The sequence below is a fragment of the Pseudomonas sp. Tav-5-1A genome (genome assembly GCF_055755055.1).
The window spans coordinates 4,927,635-4,946,339 of record NZ_CM146901.1 but is presented as its reverse complement, the minus strand read 5'-3'; the positions used below and the strand labels follow the sequence as shown (position 1 = coordinate 4,946,339).

The 18,705-nt window shown below is 67.3% G+C and carries 15 protein-coding genes; 11 read left to right on the top strand and 4 right to left on the bottom strand.

What is annotated here, in order from left to right; genetic code table 11:
- Window positions 1–92 precede the first annotated feature (92 nt).
- The 3 genes from AC0J42_RS22550 (at window position 93) to AC0J42_RS22540 (ending at window position 3,824) form a co-directional block, all read left to right on the top strand.
- Entirely contained in the window at window positions 93–698 is a 606-nt protein-coding gene (locus AC0J42_RS22550) for a glutathione S-transferase (RefSeq protein WP_473003932.1), read from the top strand.
- A gap of 151 nt (window positions 699–849) precedes the next feature.
- Window positions 850–2,886, top strand: coding sequence for an oxidoreductase (locus AC0J42_RS22545; protein ID WP_473003929.1), 2,037 nt, complete (start codon window positions 850–852; stop codon window positions 2,884–2,886).
- A 41-nt stretch (window positions 2,887–2,927) separates the two neighbouring features.
- Window positions 2,928–3,824 (top strand): 1-aminocyclopropane-1-carboxylate deaminase/D-cysteine desulfhydrase, encoded by an 897-nt coding sequence (locus AC0J42_RS22540; protein ID WP_473003926.1) that lies wholly within the window; start codon window positions 2,928–2,930, stop codon window positions 3,822–3,824.
- 185 nt (window positions 3,825–4,009) lie between these two features.
- On the opposite strand, the gene AC0J42_RS22535 is transcribed toward AC0J42_RS22540, so the two are convergent.
- Both AC0J42_RS22535 and AC0J42_RS22530 read right to left on the bottom strand, forming a co-directional pair.
- Window positions 4,010–4,561 carry a cytochrome b gene (locus AC0J42_RS22535; protein WP_416425990.1) on the bottom strand — a complete coding sequence of 184 codons (552 nt, stop codon included), beginning with the start codon at window positions 4,559–4,561 and terminating at the stop codon, window positions 4,010–4,012.
- Entirely contained in the window at window positions 4,558–5,538 is a 981-nt protein-coding gene (locus AC0J42_RS22530; RefSeq protein ID WP_473003924.1) for a DUF1853 family protein, read from the bottom strand. The genes AC0J42_RS22535 and AC0J42_RS22530 overlap by 4 nt, the downstream gene beginning before the upstream one ends.
- 451 nt (window positions 5,539–5,989) lie before the next feature.
- Here AC0J42_RS22530 and AC0J42_RS22525 point away from each other — a divergent pair, with 451 nt between their 5' ends.
- The 8 genes from AC0J42_RS22525 to AC0J42_RS22490 all read left to right on the top strand — a co-directional run bounded on the left by AC0J42_RS22525 (window position 5,990) and on the right by AC0J42_RS22490 (window position 14,221).
- A complete protein-coding gene (locus AC0J42_RS22525) occupies window positions 5,990–6,880 on the top strand; it encodes an NAD(+) kinase (RefSeq protein WP_416425987.1) in 891 nt (296 codons plus the stop codon).
- Window positions 6,880–7,851, top strand: a complete 972-nt coding sequence (locus AC0J42_RS22520) for a metallophosphoesterase (protein WP_416425985.1) — start codon at window positions 6,880–6,882, stop codon at window positions 7,849–7,851. The genes AC0J42_RS22525 and AC0J42_RS22520 overlap by 1 nt, the downstream gene beginning before the upstream one ends.
- Window positions 7,848–8,717 (top strand): rhomboid family intramembrane serine protease, encoded by an 870-nt coding sequence (locus AC0J42_RS22515; protein ID WP_473003922.1) that lies wholly within the window; start codon window positions 7,848–7,850, stop codon window positions 8,715–8,717. The genes AC0J42_RS22520 and AC0J42_RS22515 overlap by 4 nt, the downstream gene beginning before the upstream one ends.
- A gap of 14 nt (window positions 8,718–8,731) precedes the next feature.
- Window positions 8,732–8,992 (top strand): YeaC family protein, encoded by a 261-nt coding sequence (locus AC0J42_RS22510; protein WP_008371636.1) that lies wholly within the window; start codon window positions 8,732–8,734, stop codon window positions 8,990–8,992.
- Window positions 8,989–9,819 carry a DUF2797 domain-containing protein gene (locus AC0J42_RS22505; RefSeq protein WP_416425981.1) on the top strand — a complete coding sequence of 277 codons (831 nt, stop codon included), beginning with the start codon at window positions 8,989–8,991 and terminating at the stop codon, window positions 9,817–9,819. Before AC0J42_RS22510 ends, AC0J42_RS22505 begins: the two co-directional genes overlap by 4 nt.
- A gap of 12 nt (window positions 9,820–9,831) precedes the next feature.
- Window positions 9,832–12,489, top strand: a complete 2,658-nt coding sequence (gene pepN, locus AC0J42_RS22500; protein WP_473003920.1) for an aminopeptidase N — start codon at window positions 9,832–9,834, stop codon at window positions 12,487–12,489.
- Between the two features lie 265 nt (window positions 12,490–12,754).
- Complete coding sequence (locus AC0J42_RS22495) at window positions 12,755–13,549, top strand: hypothetical protein (protein WP_416425976.1); 795 nt, start codon at window positions 12,755–12,757, stop codon at window positions 13,547–13,549.
- Between the two features lie 60 nt (window positions 13,550–13,609).
- A complete protein-coding gene (locus AC0J42_RS22490) occupies window positions 13,610–14,221 on the top strand; it encodes a DUF5666 domain-containing protein (protein WP_416425974.1) in 612 nt (203 codons plus the stop codon).
- Between the two features lie 71 nt (window positions 14,222–14,292).
- Here the strand turns inward: AC0J42_RS22490 and AC0J42_RS22485 are convergent, their stop codons facing one another.
- Entirely contained in the window at window positions 14,293–17,427 is a 3,135-nt protein-coding gene (locus tag AC0J42_RS22485) for a multidrug efflux RND transporter permease subunit (protein WP_473003917.1), read from the bottom strand.
- 8 nt (window positions 17,428–17,435) lie between these two features.
- Window positions 17,436–18,578 (bottom strand): efflux RND transporter periplasmic adaptor subunit, encoded by a 1,143-nt coding sequence (locus AC0J42_RS22480; RefSeq protein WP_473003916.1) that lies wholly within the window; start codon window positions 18,576–18,578, stop codon window positions 17,436–17,438.
- Between the last annotated feature and the right edge of the window lie 127 nt (window positions 18,579–18,705).

Here is an 18,705-nt window from a genome sequence, read left to right as displayed (position 1 = left end):
ATTTTAGCCGCACAGGTTATCAAGGTGTGAGCGGCTTTGCCCGTTTGTGGCGCCGGGGTTACTGTAACCAGACACCTCAAGGAGAGACGCCCGTGAAACTGATTGGCATGCTGGATTCGCCCTACGTTCGCCGCACCGCCATTTCCCTGGACCTGTTGGGCATTGCCTTCGAGCACGACGCCCTGTCGGTGTTCAGCACCTTCGACGCGTTCGCCGCGATCAACCCCGTGGTCAAGGCGCCGACCCTGGTGCTGGACGACGGCACGGTGCTGATGGACTCGACGCTGATCATCGATTACTTCGAGCGCCAGGCCGCCGCCCCCTTGTTGCCCAGCGCGCCGCAGCCGCTGGCCCAGGCGTTGAGCGTGGTCGGCCTGGCCCTGGCCGCCTGCGAGAAGGCCGTGCAGATCGTCTACGAGCGCAACCTGCGGCCGGCCGAAAAGCTGCACCAGCCGTGGGTGGCGCGGGTCACCGGGCAGTTGCTGGCGGCCTGCAGTGCCTTGGATCGGCATTGGGCAACCACGCCATTGGCCGACGGCCAGCGCCCCGACCAGGCGGCGCTCAGCAGCGCGGTAGCCTGGTCGTTCATCCAGCTGATGGTGCCGGACGTGGTCAAGCCCGCGGACTTCCCGGCGCTGCGCAGCCAGGCCGAGCAGTTGGAGCAGACCGCGTTGTTCAAGCGTTACCCGATGGTCTGATCGGCTGTGCTATAGGATCAATAACTTGTCACTTTCGGTCATTGAGACGTAGTTCCCTTGGCCGTAGATTCAACGACAGATAAACGACGGGGGCCGGTACAGATTGCCGAGCCCGCCGCATACCGTGATTTGCCTGTTGATGGAGTGACACATGGCCGCCGCCCACTACCCGCACCTGCTTGCCCCGCTGGACCTGGGTTTCACCACCCTGCGCAACCGCAGCCTGATGGGCTCGATGCACACCGGCCTTGAGGAAAAGCCCGGTGGCTTTGCGCGCATGGCTGCTTATTTCGCCGAGCGCGCCCGTGGCGGCGTGGGCCTGATGGTCACCGGTGGCATTGCCCCCAACGAGGAGGGCGGCGTGTACGCCGGCGCGGCCAAGCTCAGCACCCCGGAAGAAGCCGACAAGCACCGCGTGGTCACCCAGGCGGTGCACGAAGCGGGCGGCAAGATCTGCCTGCAGATCCTTCACGCCGGCCGCTACGCCTACAGCCCCAAGCAGGTGGCGCCCAGCGCGCTGCAGGCGCCCATCAACCCGTTCACGCCCCACGAGCTGGACGAGGCGGGCATCGAGAAGCAGATCGCCGACTTCGTCAACTGCGCGCAACTGGCCCAACAGGCCGGTTACGACGGCGTGGAAATCATGGGGTCGGAAGGCTACTTCATTAACCAGTTCCTGGCCGCGCAGACCAACCGCCGCACCGACCGCTGGGGCGGTGCCTACGCGAACCGCATGCGCCTGGCCGTGGACATCGTCACCCGCGTGCGCGAAGCGGTAGGCCCGCAGTTCATCATCATCTTCCGCCTGTCGATGCTCGACCTGGTGGAAGGCGGCAGCAATTGGGAGGAGATCGTCATCCTCGCCAAGGCCATCGAACAGGCCGGCGCCACGCTGATCAACACCGGCATCGGCTGGCACGAGGCGCGCATCCCCACCATCGCCACCAAGGTGCCGCGCGCAGCGTTCAGCAAGGTCACCGCCAAGCTGCGTGGCGCGGTGCAGATCCCGCTGATCACCACCAACCGCATCAACACCCCGGAGGTGGCCGAGCAGATCCTCGCCGAGGGCGACGCCGACATGGTGTCCATGGCCAGGCCGTTCCTCGCCGACCCCGACTTCGTCAACAAGGCCGCCGAAGGCCGCGCCGACGAGATCAACACCTGCATCGGCTGCAACCAGGCGTGCCTGGACCACACCTTCGGCGGCAAGTTGACCAGCTGCCTGGTCAACCCGCGCGCCTGCCACGAGACCGAGCTCAACTACATCCACACCGCCAAGGTGAAGAAGATCGCCGTGGTCGGAGCCGGCCCTGCGGGCCTGTCCGCCGCCACCGTGGCCGCCGAGCGTGGGCACCAGGTGACCCTGTTCGATTCGGCCAGCGAGATCGGCGGCCAGTTCAACGTGGCCAAGCGCGTGCCCGGCAAGGAAGAGTTCTACGAGACCCTGCGCTACTTCAAACGCAAGCTGGAAACCACTGGCGTCGACCTGCGCCTCAACACCCGCGTCGACGTGGCGCAGCTGGCGGCCGGCGGTTTCGACGACATCATCCTGGCCACCGGCATCGCCCCGCGCCTGCCGGCCATCGACGGCATCGGGCACGCCAAGGTGCTCAGTTACCTGGACGTGCTGCTGCACCGCAAGCCGGTAGGCCAGCGCGTGGCGGTGATCGGCGCCGGCGGCATCGGCTTCGACGTCAGCGAGTACCTGGTGCACGAAGGCGTGGCCACCAGCCAGGACCGCGCCGCGTTCTGGAAAGAGTGGGGCATCGACACCGCTTTGGAAGCCCGCGGCGGCGTGGCCGGCATCAAGGCCCAGCCCCATGCCCCGGCGCGCCAGGTGTACCTGTTGCAGCGCAAGGCCAGCAAAGTGGGCGACGGCCTGGGCAAGACCACCGGCTGGATCCACCGCACCGGCCTGAAGAACAAGGGCGTGCAGATGCTCAACAGCGTCGAGTACCTGAAGGTCGATGATGCCGGGCTGCACGTGCGCATCGGCGAAGGCGAGCCCCAGGTGCTGGCGGTGGACAACGTGGTGATCTGCGCCGGCCAGGACCCGCTGCGCGAACTGCAGGAGGGGCTTGTAGCCGCGGGGCAGTCGGTGTACCTGATCGGCGGCGCCGATGTGGCGGCCGAACTGGACGCCAAGCGCGCCATCAACCAGGGTTCGCGGCTGGCCGCCGAGCTGTGACCCGGTAAACTGGCAGGCCCATGGCCTGCCAGTGACCTGCAATGACCCTTCCCGACTGGGCGCGCCCTGCGCCCCTGCATCCCCTGGACCTCGGTTGGCTGCGCGCCGCCGGGGTGCAGGTGGCCATCCTGCGCCTGGACCAGATCGACCCGCTCATCAGCGGCAACAAATGGTTCAAGCTCAGCGAACACCTGCAACGCATGCGCCGTGAAGGCCTGGGCGGGGTGATGAGCCTGGGTGGCGCCCATTCCAATCACCTGCACGCCCTGGCGGCGGCGGGCAAGCGCCTGGGCTTCAAGACCGTGGGCCTGTTGCGTGGCCACCCGCAGCAGACGCCTACCGTTGACGACCTTCAGGCGTTTGGCATGGAGCTGCACTGGCTGGGCTATGCCGGCTACCGTGAACGGCATGCGCCGGGGTTCTGGCTGCCGTGGCAGGCGCGTTACCCCGATTTGCTGGCGGTGCCTGAAGGCGGTGGTGGCGAGGAGGGCGCCCGTGGCTGCCAGGTGCTACTGGCGCAGGTGCGTGCGGGGTTGCCGGCACTTGGCTGGGACGATTTTGATGCGTGGTGGCTGGCCGTGGGCACCGGCACCACCCTGGCGGGCCTGGTGCAGGCCGGCGGGCCGTTCGCCTACGGCGCCACGGCGGTGCCGGGTGGCCATGGGGTGGAAGAAAACCTGGCAGCGTTGCTGGCCGATGGCAGTGGCTTCGAACTGATCGACGCCAGCCGAGGCGGCTTTGCCAAGGTGGATGAAGCGCTGCTGGCGTTCATGGCCGCCGCCGAGCAGGAGAGCGGCGTGCCGCTGGAGCCGCTGTATACCGGCAAGGCCCTGCTGGCGCTGCACGACAACCTGCATCGCTTCGCCCCAGGCACCCGCCTGGTGTTCATCCACACCGGCGGCCTGCAGGGAATACGCGCCGCCCCCCACCCCACGTAGCAGCTGCCGCAGGCTGCGTCCAGCCGTTACGCGGCGAGCCTGCCGATGCGCGGCGCTTCCGGACGCGGCCTGCGGCCGCTGCTACGGGATCTCCTGCGTGGCAGCTGCCGCAGGCTGCGTCCGGCCGTTACGCGGTGTGCCTGCCGATGCGTGGTGATCTTGGACGCGGCGTGACGTCGCGATCATCAGCCCTGCTTGCGCGGCAGCATCCGTACCAGGGTGTTATCCCGCACCACGTAATGGTGATACAGCCCCGCCAGCGCATGCAGGCCAATCAGCCAATAGCCCCAGGTGCCGATCTGCTCGTGCCAGTGCTTGATCTGCTTCGCCGCCTCGTCGTTCGGGCCAATCAGGTGGGGCAGTTCCAGCCCCCAGAACGGCACCGGCTTGTCGGCGGCGCTGAGGATGAACCAGCCCAGCAGCGGCATGGCTACCATCAGCGCGTACAACAGGGTGTGCATCAGGTGCGCAAGGCCGGTCTGCCAGGCCGGCGGCTTGGGGACGATTTTCGGCGCGGCGCCAGCGATTTTCGCCGCCAGGCGTATCCACACCAGCACGAATACGGTCAGCCCGGTCATGAAGTGCAGCTGCACGATCAGCGCGCGGCTGTCGCTGCCCTTGGGGAAGTTGCCGCGCAGTTCGATGCAGGCGTAGACGATGGCCAACAGCACCAGCATCAGCCAGTGCAGGGCGATCGACAGGCTGCCATAGCGGGCCTCGGTGTTTTTCCAGGTCATTGAATTTCCTCACGGTCGTTGCATCTTTTTATAGGTGGCGCATTGGGCCACAGGTCCGCGACCAGAAACAGCCGTTCGGCCTCTTCCCAGGCGCCATCGCTGGCTTGGACCAGGCGCACCAGCAATTGTGCCGGGGCCAGCGGGTCCAGCGCCTGCAGCCACTGCTGCAGTTGCGCGGCGTCCCAGGTGTCCTGCTCGGCGTAGCGCGCCGGCGCCAGCCAGGCGTGGCGTGGCAGCAGCTGCCAGCGCCCGGGCTGGCTTTGCAGGTAGAACGCCGGCCAGTCGCGCTGGTGCAGCCACCGGCCGCGCAGGTGCTGGGGGTGTGCGCCGGCCGGCGGTTGCGCGGTGCCGGGCCAGGGGTACAGCAGGTAGCCGCCCAGCCACAGTTGCGCGCTGAACTGCACGATGCCCAGCGCCGCCAGGGCCTGGCGGCTTTCGTCACGGGCGGAAATGGGCAGCTGGTGCTGGGCCAGGTGCGCCAGCTTCAGGTCCAGGCGGTCGTGGCTGCCCGGGCCCAACCACAAGGCAGCATGCTCGCTGTCACTGGCCTGGGGCCCCAGGTACAGCTTGATCGCCAGCTCCAGGTGGTGCACGCCGCCGCCGTCCCGCAGCAGGATGTCCAGCTCGCCCAGGGTGTGCCCCTCGCGGCGTATCGGCAGGTTCGAGGCAATCAGCTCGATGCCCGGCGCCTGGCTCAGGGCAAACTGCCACAAGCGCTCGTAATAGAGCCCCAGGCGACGAGTGGCGGCGCCCCGGGCCAGCCAGGCCACCAGCGGGCTGTGATCCACATCCAGCGCCCGCAGCCACGCCTCCAGCCGCCAGGGCTGCGCCACCCAGTCGCTGCCGGTCAGTGGGTGGCGTTGGGGCCACGGCGTCTCGGCCAGCATCGGCGGCGCCAGGATCACCCACGCCAGGTCACGCACCTGCGGCTGGCGCAAGTGGCGGGGTAGAGCGGCTAACGTGGGAAATAGAGTCATCGTGCGAGCATAGCCGGTTGGCAATCACCACGCCGATCTCAAGGCCTGCACCAAAGGCTAAAACCTCGGTCCATCAGGCCATGGCACGGTGCAACAAATGTAGCTGCTGCCGCCAGGCTGCGGCCCGCCGTGCGGACGGCGGGTAGTGGCCGTTACGCAAATCCCGAATCGGCCCGCAGCCGCTGCCGCCAGGCTGCGGCCCGCCGTGCGGACGGCGGGTGGTAGCCGTTACGCAAATCCCGAGTCGGCCCATAACCGCTGGCCGGTATGAACCCTGGAGATCTCCAGCGGGGCATAGGGCCAGCGCAGCCTTCGGCAGCGGCTACGGTGCTTTAGCCACCTCATACAGCAAACCTTTTTGTCCTGCCGGTTGCTTTCGCCCATAATCGACCCCACGTTTCCCAAGGCGCCGCACCGTGGCCGCGCCCGTTCCAGACCCCGCAGGAGCCCCATGGAGCAATTTCGCAATATCGGTATCATCGGCCGCCTCGGCAGTTCCCAGGTGCTTGATACCATTCGCCGCCTGAAAAAATTCCTGCTCGACCGGCACCTGCACGTCATCCTCGAGGACACCATTGCCGAGGTCCTGCCGGGGCACAACCTGCAGACCTCGACGCGCAAGATGCTCGGCGAAGTGTGCGACATGGTGATTGTCGTCGGCGGCGACGGCAGCCTTCTGGGCGCCGCGCGGGCGCTGGCCAAGCACAACGTGCCGGTGCTGGGCATCAACCGCGGCAGCCTGGGCTTCCTCACCGACATTCGCCCCGACGAGCTGGAAGTGAAGGTCGCCGAGGTGCTGGACGGCCACTACCTGGTGGAAAACCGCTTCCTGCTGCAGGCCGAAGTGCGCCGCCACGGCGAGGCCATCGGCCAGGGCGACGCCCTCAACGACGTGGTGCTGCACCCCGGCAAGTCCACGCGCATGATCGAGTTCGAGATCTACATCGACGGCCAGTTCGTGTGCAGCCAGAAGGCCGACGGCCTGATCGTCGCCACGCCCACCGGGTCCACCGCCTACGCGCTGTCAGCGGGCGGGCCGATCATGCACCCCAAGCTCGACGCCATCGTCATCGTGCCCATGTACCCGCACACGCTGTCGGGCCGGCCGATCGTGGTGGACGGCAACAGTGAACTGAAGATCGTGGTGTCCAAGGACATGACCATCTACCCGCAGGTGTCCTGCGACGGCCAGAACCACTTCACCTGCGCCCCGGGCGACACCGTCACGGTCAGCAAGAAGTCGCAGAAACTGCGCCTGATCCACCCGCTGGACCACAACTACTACGAAGTCTGCCGCACCAAACTCGGTTGGGGCAGCCGGCTGGGAGGCACAGGAGACTGATGCTCGATCCCGCACGCAGCTACGATCTGATCGGTGACGTGCACGGTTGCGCTCATACCCTTGAGCACTTGCTCGACACCCTCGGTTACCGCAAACAGGGCGGTATCTGGCGGCACGCCCAGCGCCAGGCACTGTTCCTGGGCGACATCATCGACCGCGGCCCGCGCATTCGCGAGGCGCTGCACATCGTCCACGACATGGTCGACGCCGGCCAGGCGCACTGCATCATGGGCAACCATGAGTTCAACGCGCTGGGCTGGTGCACGCCGGCGCCGCCTGGCAGCGGCAAGCAATTCGTGCGCGAGCACACGCCACGCCACGCGCGGCTTATCGGCGACACCCTGGCGCAGTTCGAACAGCACCCCGGTGACTGGAAAGACTTCGTGCAGTGGTTCTACGACATGCCGCTGTTCATCGACGCCGGGCGCTTCCGCCTGGTGCACGCCTGCTGGGACCACAGCATGATCGAGCTGCTGCGCGGCCAGTACCCGGACGGCTGCATCGACGAGCACTTCGTGCAGGCCGCCGCGGTGCCGGGCAGCTTTGCCTGCAACGTCTTCGACCGCCTGCTGCGCGGCACCGACATGCGCCTGCCCGACGGCCTGACCCTGACCGGCGGCGACGGCCTGACCCGCGCCTTCTTCCGCACCAAGTTCTGGGAAGACGACCCGCAAACCTACGGCGACATCGTCTTCCAGCCCGACGCGCTGCCCGAAGAGGTGGCCAGCACACCGCTGTCCAGCAGCCAGAAGAACAACCTGCTGCGCTACGGCATCGACGAGCCGCTGCTGTTCGTCGGCCATTACTGGCGCAGCGGGCGGCCCTCGGCCATCCGCCCCAACCTGGCCTGCCTGGACTACAGCGCCGTGCTCTACGGCAAGCTGGTGGCCTACCGCCTGGACCAGGAAACGCTCATCGACCCGCACAAGTTCGTGTGGGTGGACGTGGAACGCGCGCAGGTGCAGCCATGAGGCCGGTCACCGTGATGCGCGTGCCCCTGGGCACCGACCTCAGCGGCTTCGTGCAGCTGCTGGCGCGCCTGCAGGTGCCGCACCGGGTCAGCGAGGAGCGTGGCGAACAGGTGCTGTGGGCCGTCGACGAACAGATGGCCGCCGACATCCGCGACCTGTACGCGCGCTACCCTGACGGCAACGCCGACCTCGACCTGAGCAGCTACCAGCCCCGGCCACGAATATCGCGGCCCAGCCTGGCCGACCAGGCCCGCGCCTGCCCGGCCACGGCGCTGGTGTTGCTGCTGTGCCTGATCGTCGCCGGCCTGACCTACCTGGGCGACAACTTCGACACCCTGCACTGGCTGACCTTCCAGGACTTCAGCTTCGACAGCGAAAACCTCTACTTCCTGCCCCTGGGCGCCAGCCTCGACGCTGGCCAGTGGTGGCGGCTGTTCACGCCCATGCTCCTGCACTTTGGCGTGCTGCACCTGGCCATGAACGCCCTGTGGTACTGGGAACTGGGCAAGCGCGTCGAAATACTGCAGGGCCGCATCAACCTCATCGGCCTGACCCTGCTGTTCAGCCTGGTGTCCAACACGGCCCAGTACTGGTACAGCGGGCCGACCCTGTTCGGTGGCCTGTCCGGCGTGCTGTACGGGCTGCTGGGTCACGTGTTCGTGTTCCAGTGGCTGGCGCCCAACAACGTCTACCGCATGCCGCGCAGCGTGCTGGTGATGATGCTGGCGTGGCTGGTCATCTGCATGACCCCGCTGGTGGGCATGTTCGGCCAGATCGCCAACGCCGCCCACGTCGGCGGGCTGTTGGTCGGTTGCCTGACAGGGCTCTTGGGTGGCGCCTTCGCGCGCCGTAAACTACGCGCATAAATTCTGGAGACGCCATGACTTCCTTCGCCCACATGATCGAAAACATCACCCCCGAAATCTACGAGAGCCTGAAACTGGCCGTGGAAATCGGCAAATGGTCCGACGGCCGCAAGCTCACCACCGAGCAGAAAGAGCTGTCGCTGCAGGCGGTGATCGCCTGGGAGATGCAGAACCTGCCCGAAGACCAGCGCACCGGCTACATGGGCCCGCAGGAATGCGCCTCGAAGTCGGCGCCGGTGGCGAACATTCTGTTCAAGTCGGATGCTGTCCATTGAACGAGATTGGTCGCGGTACCCTGAGCAAGATGGCCACCCGGCTCGACGAGTCGGCGGTCCAGTACAGCTTTCGCCTGGGCGACGTCGAGATCCCGGTCAATGACCTGATCGGCAAGCCCCTGCGCCTGGAATACCTGGGCGCCATCCACTGCACCCACTGCGGTCGCAAGACCAAGACCAGCTTCAGCCAGGGCTACTGCTACCCCTGCATGACCAAGCTGGCCCAGTGCGACGTGTGCATCATGAGCCCCGAGCGCTGCCACTACGACGCCGGCACCTGCCGCGAGCCGTCCTGGGGCGAGCAGTTCTGCATGACCGACCACGTGGTGTACCTGGCCAACTCGTCGGGCATCAAGGTCGGCATCACCCGCGCCACCCAGCTGCCCACGCGCTGGCTCGACCAGGGCGCCAGCCAGGCCCTGCCGATCGTGCGCGTGGCCACCCGCCAGCAATCGGGGCTGGTGGAAGACCTGTTCCGCAGCCAGGTGGCCGACCGTACCAACTGGCGCGCGCTGCTCAAGGGCGACGCCGCGCCGGTCGACCTGCCCCAGGTGCGCGACATGCTGTTCGACACCTGCGGCGCCGGCCTGTCGATGCTGCAGGAACGCTTCGGCCTGCAAGCCATCCAACCCTTGCATGACACCGAAGTGCTGGAGATCCGCTATCCGGTCCAGGCCTACCCGGCCAAGATCGCCAGTTTCAACCTGGACAAGAATCCGATCGCCGAGGGCACGCTGCTGGGCATCAAGGGCCAGTACCTGATCTTCGACACCGGCGTGATCAATATTCGCAAATACACGGCGTACCAGCTCGCCGTGCATCAGTAGAAGGATGTCAGCATGCGCACCGAACAGCCGAAAATGATTTACCTCAAGGACTACCAGGCCCCTGAGTACCTGATCGACGAAACGCACCTGACCTTCGAGCTGCACGACGACCATACCCTGGTCCACGCGCAGCTGGTCATGCGCCGCAACCCGGCCCGCGGGCCTGGTTTGCCGCCGCTGGTGCTGGACGGCCAGCAGCTTGAACTGCTGTCGGTCAGCCTGGGCGACGTGGAACTGGGTGCTGCCGACTACCAGATCGACGACAGCCACCTGACCCTGCACCCCACGGCGGCCAGCTTCACGCTGGACACCAGCGTGCGCATCCACCCCGAGACCAACACGGCGCTGGAAGGCCTGTACAAGTCCGGCAGCATGTTCTGCACCCAGTGCGAGGCCGAGGGCTTCCGCAAGATCACCTACTACCTCGACCGCCCGGACGTGATGAGCAAGTTCACCACCACGGTCAGCGCCGAGCAGCACAGTTACCCGGTGCTGCTGTCCAACGGCAACCCGATTGCCAGCGGCCCCGGTGAAGACGGCCGCCACTGGGCCACCTGGGAAGACCCGTTCATGAAGCCGGCGTACCTGTTCGCCCTGGTGGCCGGTGACCTGTGGTGCGTGGAAGACAAGTTCGAGACCGCCTCCAAGCGCGACGTCACCCTGCGCATCTACGTCGAGCCGGAAAACATCGACAAGTGCCAGCACGCCATGACCAGCCTGAAGAAGTCCATGCGCTGGGACGAAGAGGTGTATGGCCGCGAGTACGACCTGGATATCTTCATGATCGTCGCGGTCAACGACTTCAACATGGGCGCCATGGAGAACAAGGGCCTCAACATCTTCAACTCCAGCGCCGTGCTGGCGCGCGCCGAGACCGCCACCGACGCCGCCCACCAGCGCGTCGAGGCCATCGTCGCCCACGAATACTTCCACAACTGGTCGGGTAACCGCGTCACCTGCCGCGACTGGTTCCAGCTGTCGCTGAAGGAAGGCTTCACGGTGTACCGCGACGCCGGTTTCTCCTCGGACATGAACTCGGCCACGGTCAAGCGCATCCAGGACGTGGCGTACCTGCGCACGCACCAGTTCGCCGAAGACGCCGGACCGATGGCCCACCCGGTGCGCCCGGACAGCTTCATCGAGATCTCCAACTTCTACACCCTGACCGTGTACGAGAAGGGCGCCGAAGTGGTCGGCATGATCCACACCCTGCTGGGCAACGAAGGCTTCCGCAAGGGCAGCGACCTGTACTTCGAACGCCACGACGGCCAGGCCGTGACCTGCGATGACTTCATCAAGGCCATGGAAGACGCCAACGGCGTCGACCTGACCCAGTTCAAGCGCTGGTACAGCCAGGCCGGCACCCCGCGCGTGCAGGTCAGCGAGACCTACGACGCCGCGGCCAAGACCTACAGCCTGCACTTCCACCAGACCTGCCCGGCTACCCCGGACAAGGCCGAGAAGCTGCCGTTCGTGATCCCCGTGGCCCTGGGCCTGATCGACGCCCACGGCAACGACCTGCCGCTGCAACTGGCCGGTGAAAGCGCGCCGGTGGGCACCAGCCGCGTGCTGTCGGTGACCGAGGAAGACCAGACCTTCACCTTCCACAACATCGACGCCAAGCCGTTGCCGTCGCTGCTGCGCGGCTTCAGCGCGCCGGTGAAGCTGAGCTTCGACTACAACCGCGACCAGCTGATGGTGCTGATGCAGCACGACAGCGACGGCTTCAACCGCTGGGACGCCGGCCAGCGCCTGGCCGTGCAGTGCCTGCAGGAACTGACCGCGCAGTACATGGAAAACCAGCCCATGGTGCTCGACCCACGGCTGGTCACCGCCCTGGGCACCGTGCTGGCGAACCACAGCCTGGACCAGGCCATGGTCGCCGAGATGCTCTCGCTGCCGAGCGAAGCCTACCTGGCCGAGCTCAGCGACCGCGCCGAAGTGGACGCCATCCACGCCGCCCGCGAATTTGCCCGCGCGCAGATCGCCGAGCACCTGTACGGCGCCCTGTGGCAGCGTTACCAGGCCAACCGCGCCATCTCGCGCGAGACCGCCTACGTGCCGGAGGCCGAGCACTTCGCCCGCCGCGCGCTGCAGAACATCGCCCTGTCGTACCTGATGCTGACGGCCAAGCCGGAAGTGCTGGAAGCCACCCTGGAGCAGTTCGACGCCTGCGACAACATGACCGAGCGCCTCACCGCGCTGGCCGTGCTGGTCAACTCGCACTTCGACGCCGAGAAAGCCAAGGCCCTGGAAACCTTCGCCGAGCACTTCAAGGACAACCCGCTGGTCATGGACCAGTGGTTCAGCGTGCAGGCCGGCAGCACCCTGCCAGGCGGCCTGAAACGCGTGCAGGCGCTGATGCAGCACCCGGCGTTCACCTTGAAGAACCCCAACAAGGTGCGCGCCCTGATCGGCGCCTTCGCCCAGCAGAACCTGGTCAACTTCCACGCCGTGGACGGCTCGGGCTACCGTTTCCTGGCCGACCTGGTCATCCAGCTCAACGCCCTGAACCCGCAGATCGCCTCGCGCCAACTGGGCCCACTGACCCGCTGGCGCAAATACGACCCACACCGCCAGGCGCTGATGCGCGGCGAGCTGGAGCGCATCCTGGCCTCCGGCGAGCTGAGCAGTGACGTGTATGAAGTGGTGAGCAAGAGCCTGGCGTAAGCTGGCTGTTGTTTAATCAGGCGCCGCACCTGCCTTGCAGGGCGGCGCCTTTTTTGTGCCTTCGCGCTTTGCGTAGCCGCAGCCTTCGGCAGCGGCTACGTGTACGGCGGGGGATTGGTTGCGTTGGCGGACGCGGCCTGCGGCCGCTGCTACGGGACCTTGGGGTGATGTGGTCGCGTCCGCGCGCCACGCCAAATCAACCATCAAGAATCCCCACCCGCCGCCGATACGTCCCAACGCCCCCTGGACTTTTCGGCTGACATTCATGAAGCAGTTTTTCAACAAGCCTTACCTGTTACCCACTCTTATTTCCCTGGTGCTGCTGGCCGTGGTGTCGCTGTGGCTGAGCCCGGCGCTGGACGTGCTGGCGCTGGCGCGTGACCTGCGCTGGCTGGCGGTGCTGGCGCTGTTCCTGTACAGCCTGTTCTGCTGGGCGTGCATCTCCCTGGGCCGCTGGGGCGAGGTGGCGTGGAAGCGCGCCGACTACCTGTGGCTGGGCTGCGTGGCGCTGGCGCTGGTGGTGCAGGCGGCAGGCGAGGGCAGCCTGCGCTGGGTGGCCACGGCGTTGCTGCTGGTGTTGGCGCTGGCGTTGCGCGCGGCCAAGGTCAAGGCCGAGGTGCTGCTCAAGACCCCGCGCCGCCAGCCGGTGTGGCTGATCCTCAACCAGCGCCTGGAAATTCCTTCCGAAGGCCGCCTGGACATGAAGGCCCAGCGCGCCAAGGTGCGCCTGGTGCAGCTGCTGCGCGATTGGCGGGTGGGCAAGTTTCCCCTGGCCCATGTGCAGGTGGCGGCAAAAGCGCCGGACCTGCTGGCCAGCTCGGTGGTCGAGGTGAAGCCGCGCTTCAGCGAGCCGGAGTTCAGCTACGACTTCCAGCACTCGCTGGAGGCCACCGACCTGGGCCGCTGGATCCTCGAACAGCCGGTGAACACCGTGTACCTATTCGGCGAAACCAACGCCACGCTGCTGGCCCAGCTGTTCCGCTGGGGCAAGGACCACGACCTGGAAGTGATCATCGATGGCGGCGTGACCCTGCTCAACGAAGAGCACGCGCTGGCCTGAGCAACGGTGATAGAGTGGGAATTGATCGCTAGCTATCGATTTCCCTCAGGAGTGCCGTTCATGAAGCTCAAACGCTTGTTCACTGCATCCAGCCTGGCCCTGGCGGTGCTTGCCAGCAGCGGCCTGCACGCCGCCGACGCGCAGCCCACGGGCGTGCGCGGGGCCATCACCGCCATTAACGGCGACGACCTGCAGGTGAAGACCAACCGCGGCGAAGACGTGGTGGTGCACCTGACGCCCGACACCCAGGTGCGCGGCGTGACCCTGGCCAACATCGCCGACATCAAGCCGGGCAGCTACGTCGGCTCGGCCGCCATTCCCCAGGCCGACGGCACCCTCAAGGCCCTGGAAGTGCATGTGTTCCCGCCTTCCATGGCCGGCACCGGCGACGGCCACCGCGCCTTCGACCTGGCGGCCAACAGCAGCATGACCAACGGCAGCGTCGGCGACTTGGTGGTGGCCAACGGGCGCACCATCACCGTGAAATACAAAGGCGGCGAGCAGAAGATCCTGGTGCCGGACGACGTGCCGGTAGTCAACCTGGTGCCGGCTGACCGCAGCCTGCTCAAGCCGGGGGTGAAGATTGTGCTGTTCGCGCAGAAGGCGGCGGACGGCAGCTACACCGCGAAGGCCATTTCCGCTGGGGAAAATGGCCTGAAGCCGCCGATGTAAGGTGGCGGCGCCCCCCCGCCCTGTAGCCGCTGCCGCCAGGCTGCGCTGGCCCTTCCATGCGCCGCAGATCTTCAGTGCACCGACGGGCCAGCGCAGCCTTCGGCAGCGGCTACGGAGGGGGTAGGGCGCCGGCGCAAGCGCACCACCAAGCCATACAGCAACGGCACGAAGAACACCGTCAGCACCGTCGCCGACAGCATTCCGCCGAACACGCTGGTGCCAATCGCCCGCTGGCTGGCCGAACCCGGGCCGGTGGCCAGGGCCAGGGGCAGCACGCCGAACATGAACGCCAGCGAGGTCATCACGATGGGCCGCAGGCGCATGCGCGCGGCGTCCAGTATCGACTGGTGCAGGCTGGCGCCCTGGCGGTGCAGGGTCTCGGCCACCTCGATGATGAGGATGGCGTTCTTCGCCGTCAGGCCCATGATGGTGATCATCCCCACCTTGAAGTACAGGTCATCGGGCATGCCGCGCAGGTGTGTGGCAGCCAGCGCGCCCAGCAGCCCCAGGGGGATGGCGAGGATCACCGCCAGCGGCATCGACCAGCTTTCATACAGGGCGGCCAGGCAGAGGAAAATCACCAGCACCGACAGCCCGAACAGCAGCGGCACCTGGTTGCCCGACAGGCGCTCCTGGTACGACTGCCCGGCCCACTCGTAGCCCACGCCCACCGGCAGCTGCGCCACCAGCGCGCCCAGCGCATCCATGGCCTGGCTGGTGCTGTAGCCCGGCGCCGGCTGGGCGCTGATGGCCATGGCCGGGAAGCCGTTGAAGTGGTCGATCTGCAACGCGCCCAGGGTCCAGCGCATGCTGACGAAGGCACTCAGCGGCACCATGTCGCCATTGCTGTTGCGCACCCGCGCCTGCAGCAGGCTGTCGGCGGCCTGGCGGTCGCGGCCCTCGGCCTGCACCAGGATGCGCCGCACCTGGTTCTTGTAGATGAAGTCGCCCAGGTACTGCGAACCGTAGAGCGTGGCCAGGGTGTCGTTGATCTCGCTGACCGCCACGCCCATGCTTTGCGCCTTGACCCGGTCGATGCTCACGCGCAGCTGCGGCGCGTCGTCCTGGCCGGAGAATGACACGTCGGCCAGCACCGGGCTCCTGGCCGCCAGGGCCAGCAGCTGGTCCTTGGCCGCCAGCAGCGCGTCGTGGCCCAGGCCACCGCGGTCCTGCAGGCGCAGGTCGATGCCCTCGGTGCGGCCCATGGAGGGCAGCGGCGGGGTGTTCAATGCCTTCACCGTGGCCTTGGGCTGGCTGGCGGTGCCGTGGGCGAAGTGCGTGTTGATGCGCTGCATGATCGCGTCCACCTGCTGGTCGGGCTGCTTGCGCCGCGACCAGTCGATCAGCGTCGGCCACACCATGGCTGCGTTCTGGCCGTTGCCGAAATAGCTGAAGCCCTGCATGGCGAAGCGGCTTTCGATGTTCGGGTCCTGGGCCATGAAGCGCTGCACCTCGTCCACCACCTGGCGCGTGTCGGCCTGGGTGGCGCCGGTGGGCAGCTGGATCACCGTGGCGAAATTGCCCTTGTCTTCCTTGGGCAGGAAGCCGCCCGGCAGGTAGGCGAACAACAGCGCGCACAGGCCCAGCAGGCCGGCGTACAGCAGCATGAAGCGCAGCGGCCGGCGCAGGAAGGCGTCCAGTGCCCGCAGGTAACGGTCGGCGAACGCCTGGCTGGCGCGCGCCACGCGGCCGGGGCTGGTGCCGTGGCTGGCGGGCTTGAGCAGGGTGGCGCACAGCGCCGGGGTCAGGCTCAGGGCCAGGAACGCCGACAGCGCCATGGGCACCGCCAGGGCCACGGTGAACTGCCGGTAGATCTGCCCCACGGCACCAGGGAACAGCGCCATGGGCACGAACACCGCAGTCAGCACCAGGGTGATGGCGATGATGGCACCGCTGATCTGGCCCATGGCCTGTAGGGTGGCCTCGCGCGGACCCACGCCTTGCTCGGCCATGATCCGCTCGACGTTCTCCACCACCACGATGGCGTCGTCCACCAGGATGCCGATGGCCAGCACCATGCCGAACAGCGTCAGCACGTTCAGCGAGAAACCCAGCACCAGCATGGCCGCGCAGGTGCCGGCCAGGGCGATGGGCACCACCAGGCTGGGGATCAGCGTGGCGCGCCAGTTGCCCAGGAACAGCCACATCACCGCGAACACCAGCACCATGGCCTCCACCAGGGTGTAGCCAACCTTGACGATGGACAGGTGCACGAAGGTCGAGGTGTCGAAGGCGGTGTGGTAGTGCAGGCCCGGGGGGAACTCCGGCGCCAGCTCGGCCAGGGTGGCCTTGATGGAGTCGGCGGTCTGCAGGGCGTTGGCGCCGCTGGCCAGCTTCACCGAGATGGCGCCGGCGTAGCGGCCGTTGAGGAACGCCGGGTAGTCGTAGTTCATGCCGCCCAGCTCCACCCGTGCCACGTCGGCCACACGCAGGGCCGAGCCGTCGGGGTTCACGCGCAGGGCGATGGCGCCGAACGCCTGGGGCGTGTCCAGCTCTTCCTGCACCGCCAGCGGTGCGGTAATCGCCGTGCTGGCCGGCGACGGCGGGGTGCCGATGGCGCCCAGGGTGATGCGCTGGTTCTGCAGGCTGATGGCGTTGACCAGCTCGGTGGTGGTGATGCCGGTGGCGGTCAGGCGCTGCACGTCGGGCCAGATGCGCATGGCGTACTCGGGGCTGTACACCTCGACCCCGCCCACCCCCGGGGTGCGCAGCAGGGCCGGGCGGACCACGCTGGTGGCGTAGTCGCCCAGCTCGATGTCATCGACGTTGGGGTTGTCGGCGGTCAGGGTCACGAACATCAGCTCGTTCTGGCCGCTCTGTTCCACGGTCAGGCCCTGGCGCCGCACGCTCTCGGGCAGGCGCTCTTCCACGCGCTTGAGGCGGTTCTGCACCTCCACCGCCGCCAGCTGGGTGTTGGTGCCGGTCTCGAACGACAGGTTCAGCTCGATGGTGTTTTCCGAGCTGTTGGAGGCGAAATACAGCAGCCCCGGAATGCCGCTCAGCTCACGCTCGATCACCGCCGTGACGGTGCGTTCGGCCACCTCGGGCGAGGCGCCGGGGTAGCTGGCGGTGATGCCCACGCGCGGCGGCGCGACGTTGGGGTACTGCTCCATGGACAGGCGCGTGGCCGCGCCCAGCCCGGCCAGCAGGATGACAATGGCGATGACCCAGGCCATGACGGGCCGGGCGATGAAAAAGGCTGACATGGGATTCCCTATGAGCGGTCGGCTACCGTGCCGGTGTCGGCGGAAGGTTTCACGGCCACGGCCTGGCCGTCACCCAGGGCGCCGCCGTCGAGGATCACCTGCTCGCCGCCGTCCAGCCCGGCGCTGACCCGCCACTGGCGGCCCTGCAGGGTCTGGGCCTGGACGTTGACCTGGCGCGCGTGGCCGTCCTTGAGCACCATCACGTAGGCGCCGTCGCGGGTGCGGGTCAGCGCCTGCTGTGGGATCAGCACGTCGTGGTGGCCGCCGGCGCGTTCGAACTCCACCTGCACGTACAGGCCGGGCAGCAACAGCTGCTCGGGGTTGTCGAACTGCGCGCGCAGGGCCACGGTGTCGGTTTTCGGGTCTACCGCGGTGTCGGTGAACAGCAGCTTGCCGGCGCGCTTGTACAGGCTGCCGTCGCTCAGGCGCAGGGTGACGCGGGCGGCACCGGGGCTGTCCTTGAGCGCCTCGCCCAACGCCAGGAAGTCGCTGGCTGGCTGCGAAAAGTTGACGTAGATGGGGTCCAGCTGTTCGACGGTGGTCAGCGGCGTGCCTTCGTCCTGGCCGACCATGGCGCCTTCGCTGACCAGCGCGCGGCGGGCGCGCCCGGCTATCGGTGCCTTGACGCTGGCGTAGTCCAGTTGCAGGCGCGCGCTGCGCACCTTGGCCTCGGCGGACAGCACCGCGGCCTTGGCACGTTTCTCGGCGAACAGGTCCTGGCGGCTCTGCTGCACGCTGATGGAATTGTCCACCACCAACTGCTGGGAACGGCGGGCAATGTCGCCGGCAGACTCGGCGGCCACGCGCGCCTGGGCCAGTTCAGCCTCGGCGGCGGCCAGCTGGGCGGCAAACGGCGCCGGGTCGATGCGGAACAGCAGGTCGCCGGCGTTCACCGCCGCGCCCTCGGTGTAGGTGCGCTGCTCGACGATGCCGGCCACGCGAGCGCGGACCTCGGCGGTGCGGAAGGCTTCCAGGCGCCCGGTGAGCACCGTGGTGCGCGGTTCCAGGGCCGGCGTGGCGGTGGCCACGTCCACGGCAATCGGCCCGGCGGCGGCCTGGGTAGGTGAAGCAGGCTTGTCGCAGCCCACCAGCATCCCGCTGGTGGCAATCGACAGGACCAGGGCTTTTAGCGTGGGCGTGAAGCTGGGCATGGTCGTACTCGGGTCGGCTCTCTTCATGAGAGGGGTGGGGCGTGAAGAGCAATGGCTGTGCCAATGTAGAAAGGACGAAACAATTGGCCGCTGGATTACCGTGGGTGGCGCTTTTTTATAACGGTGT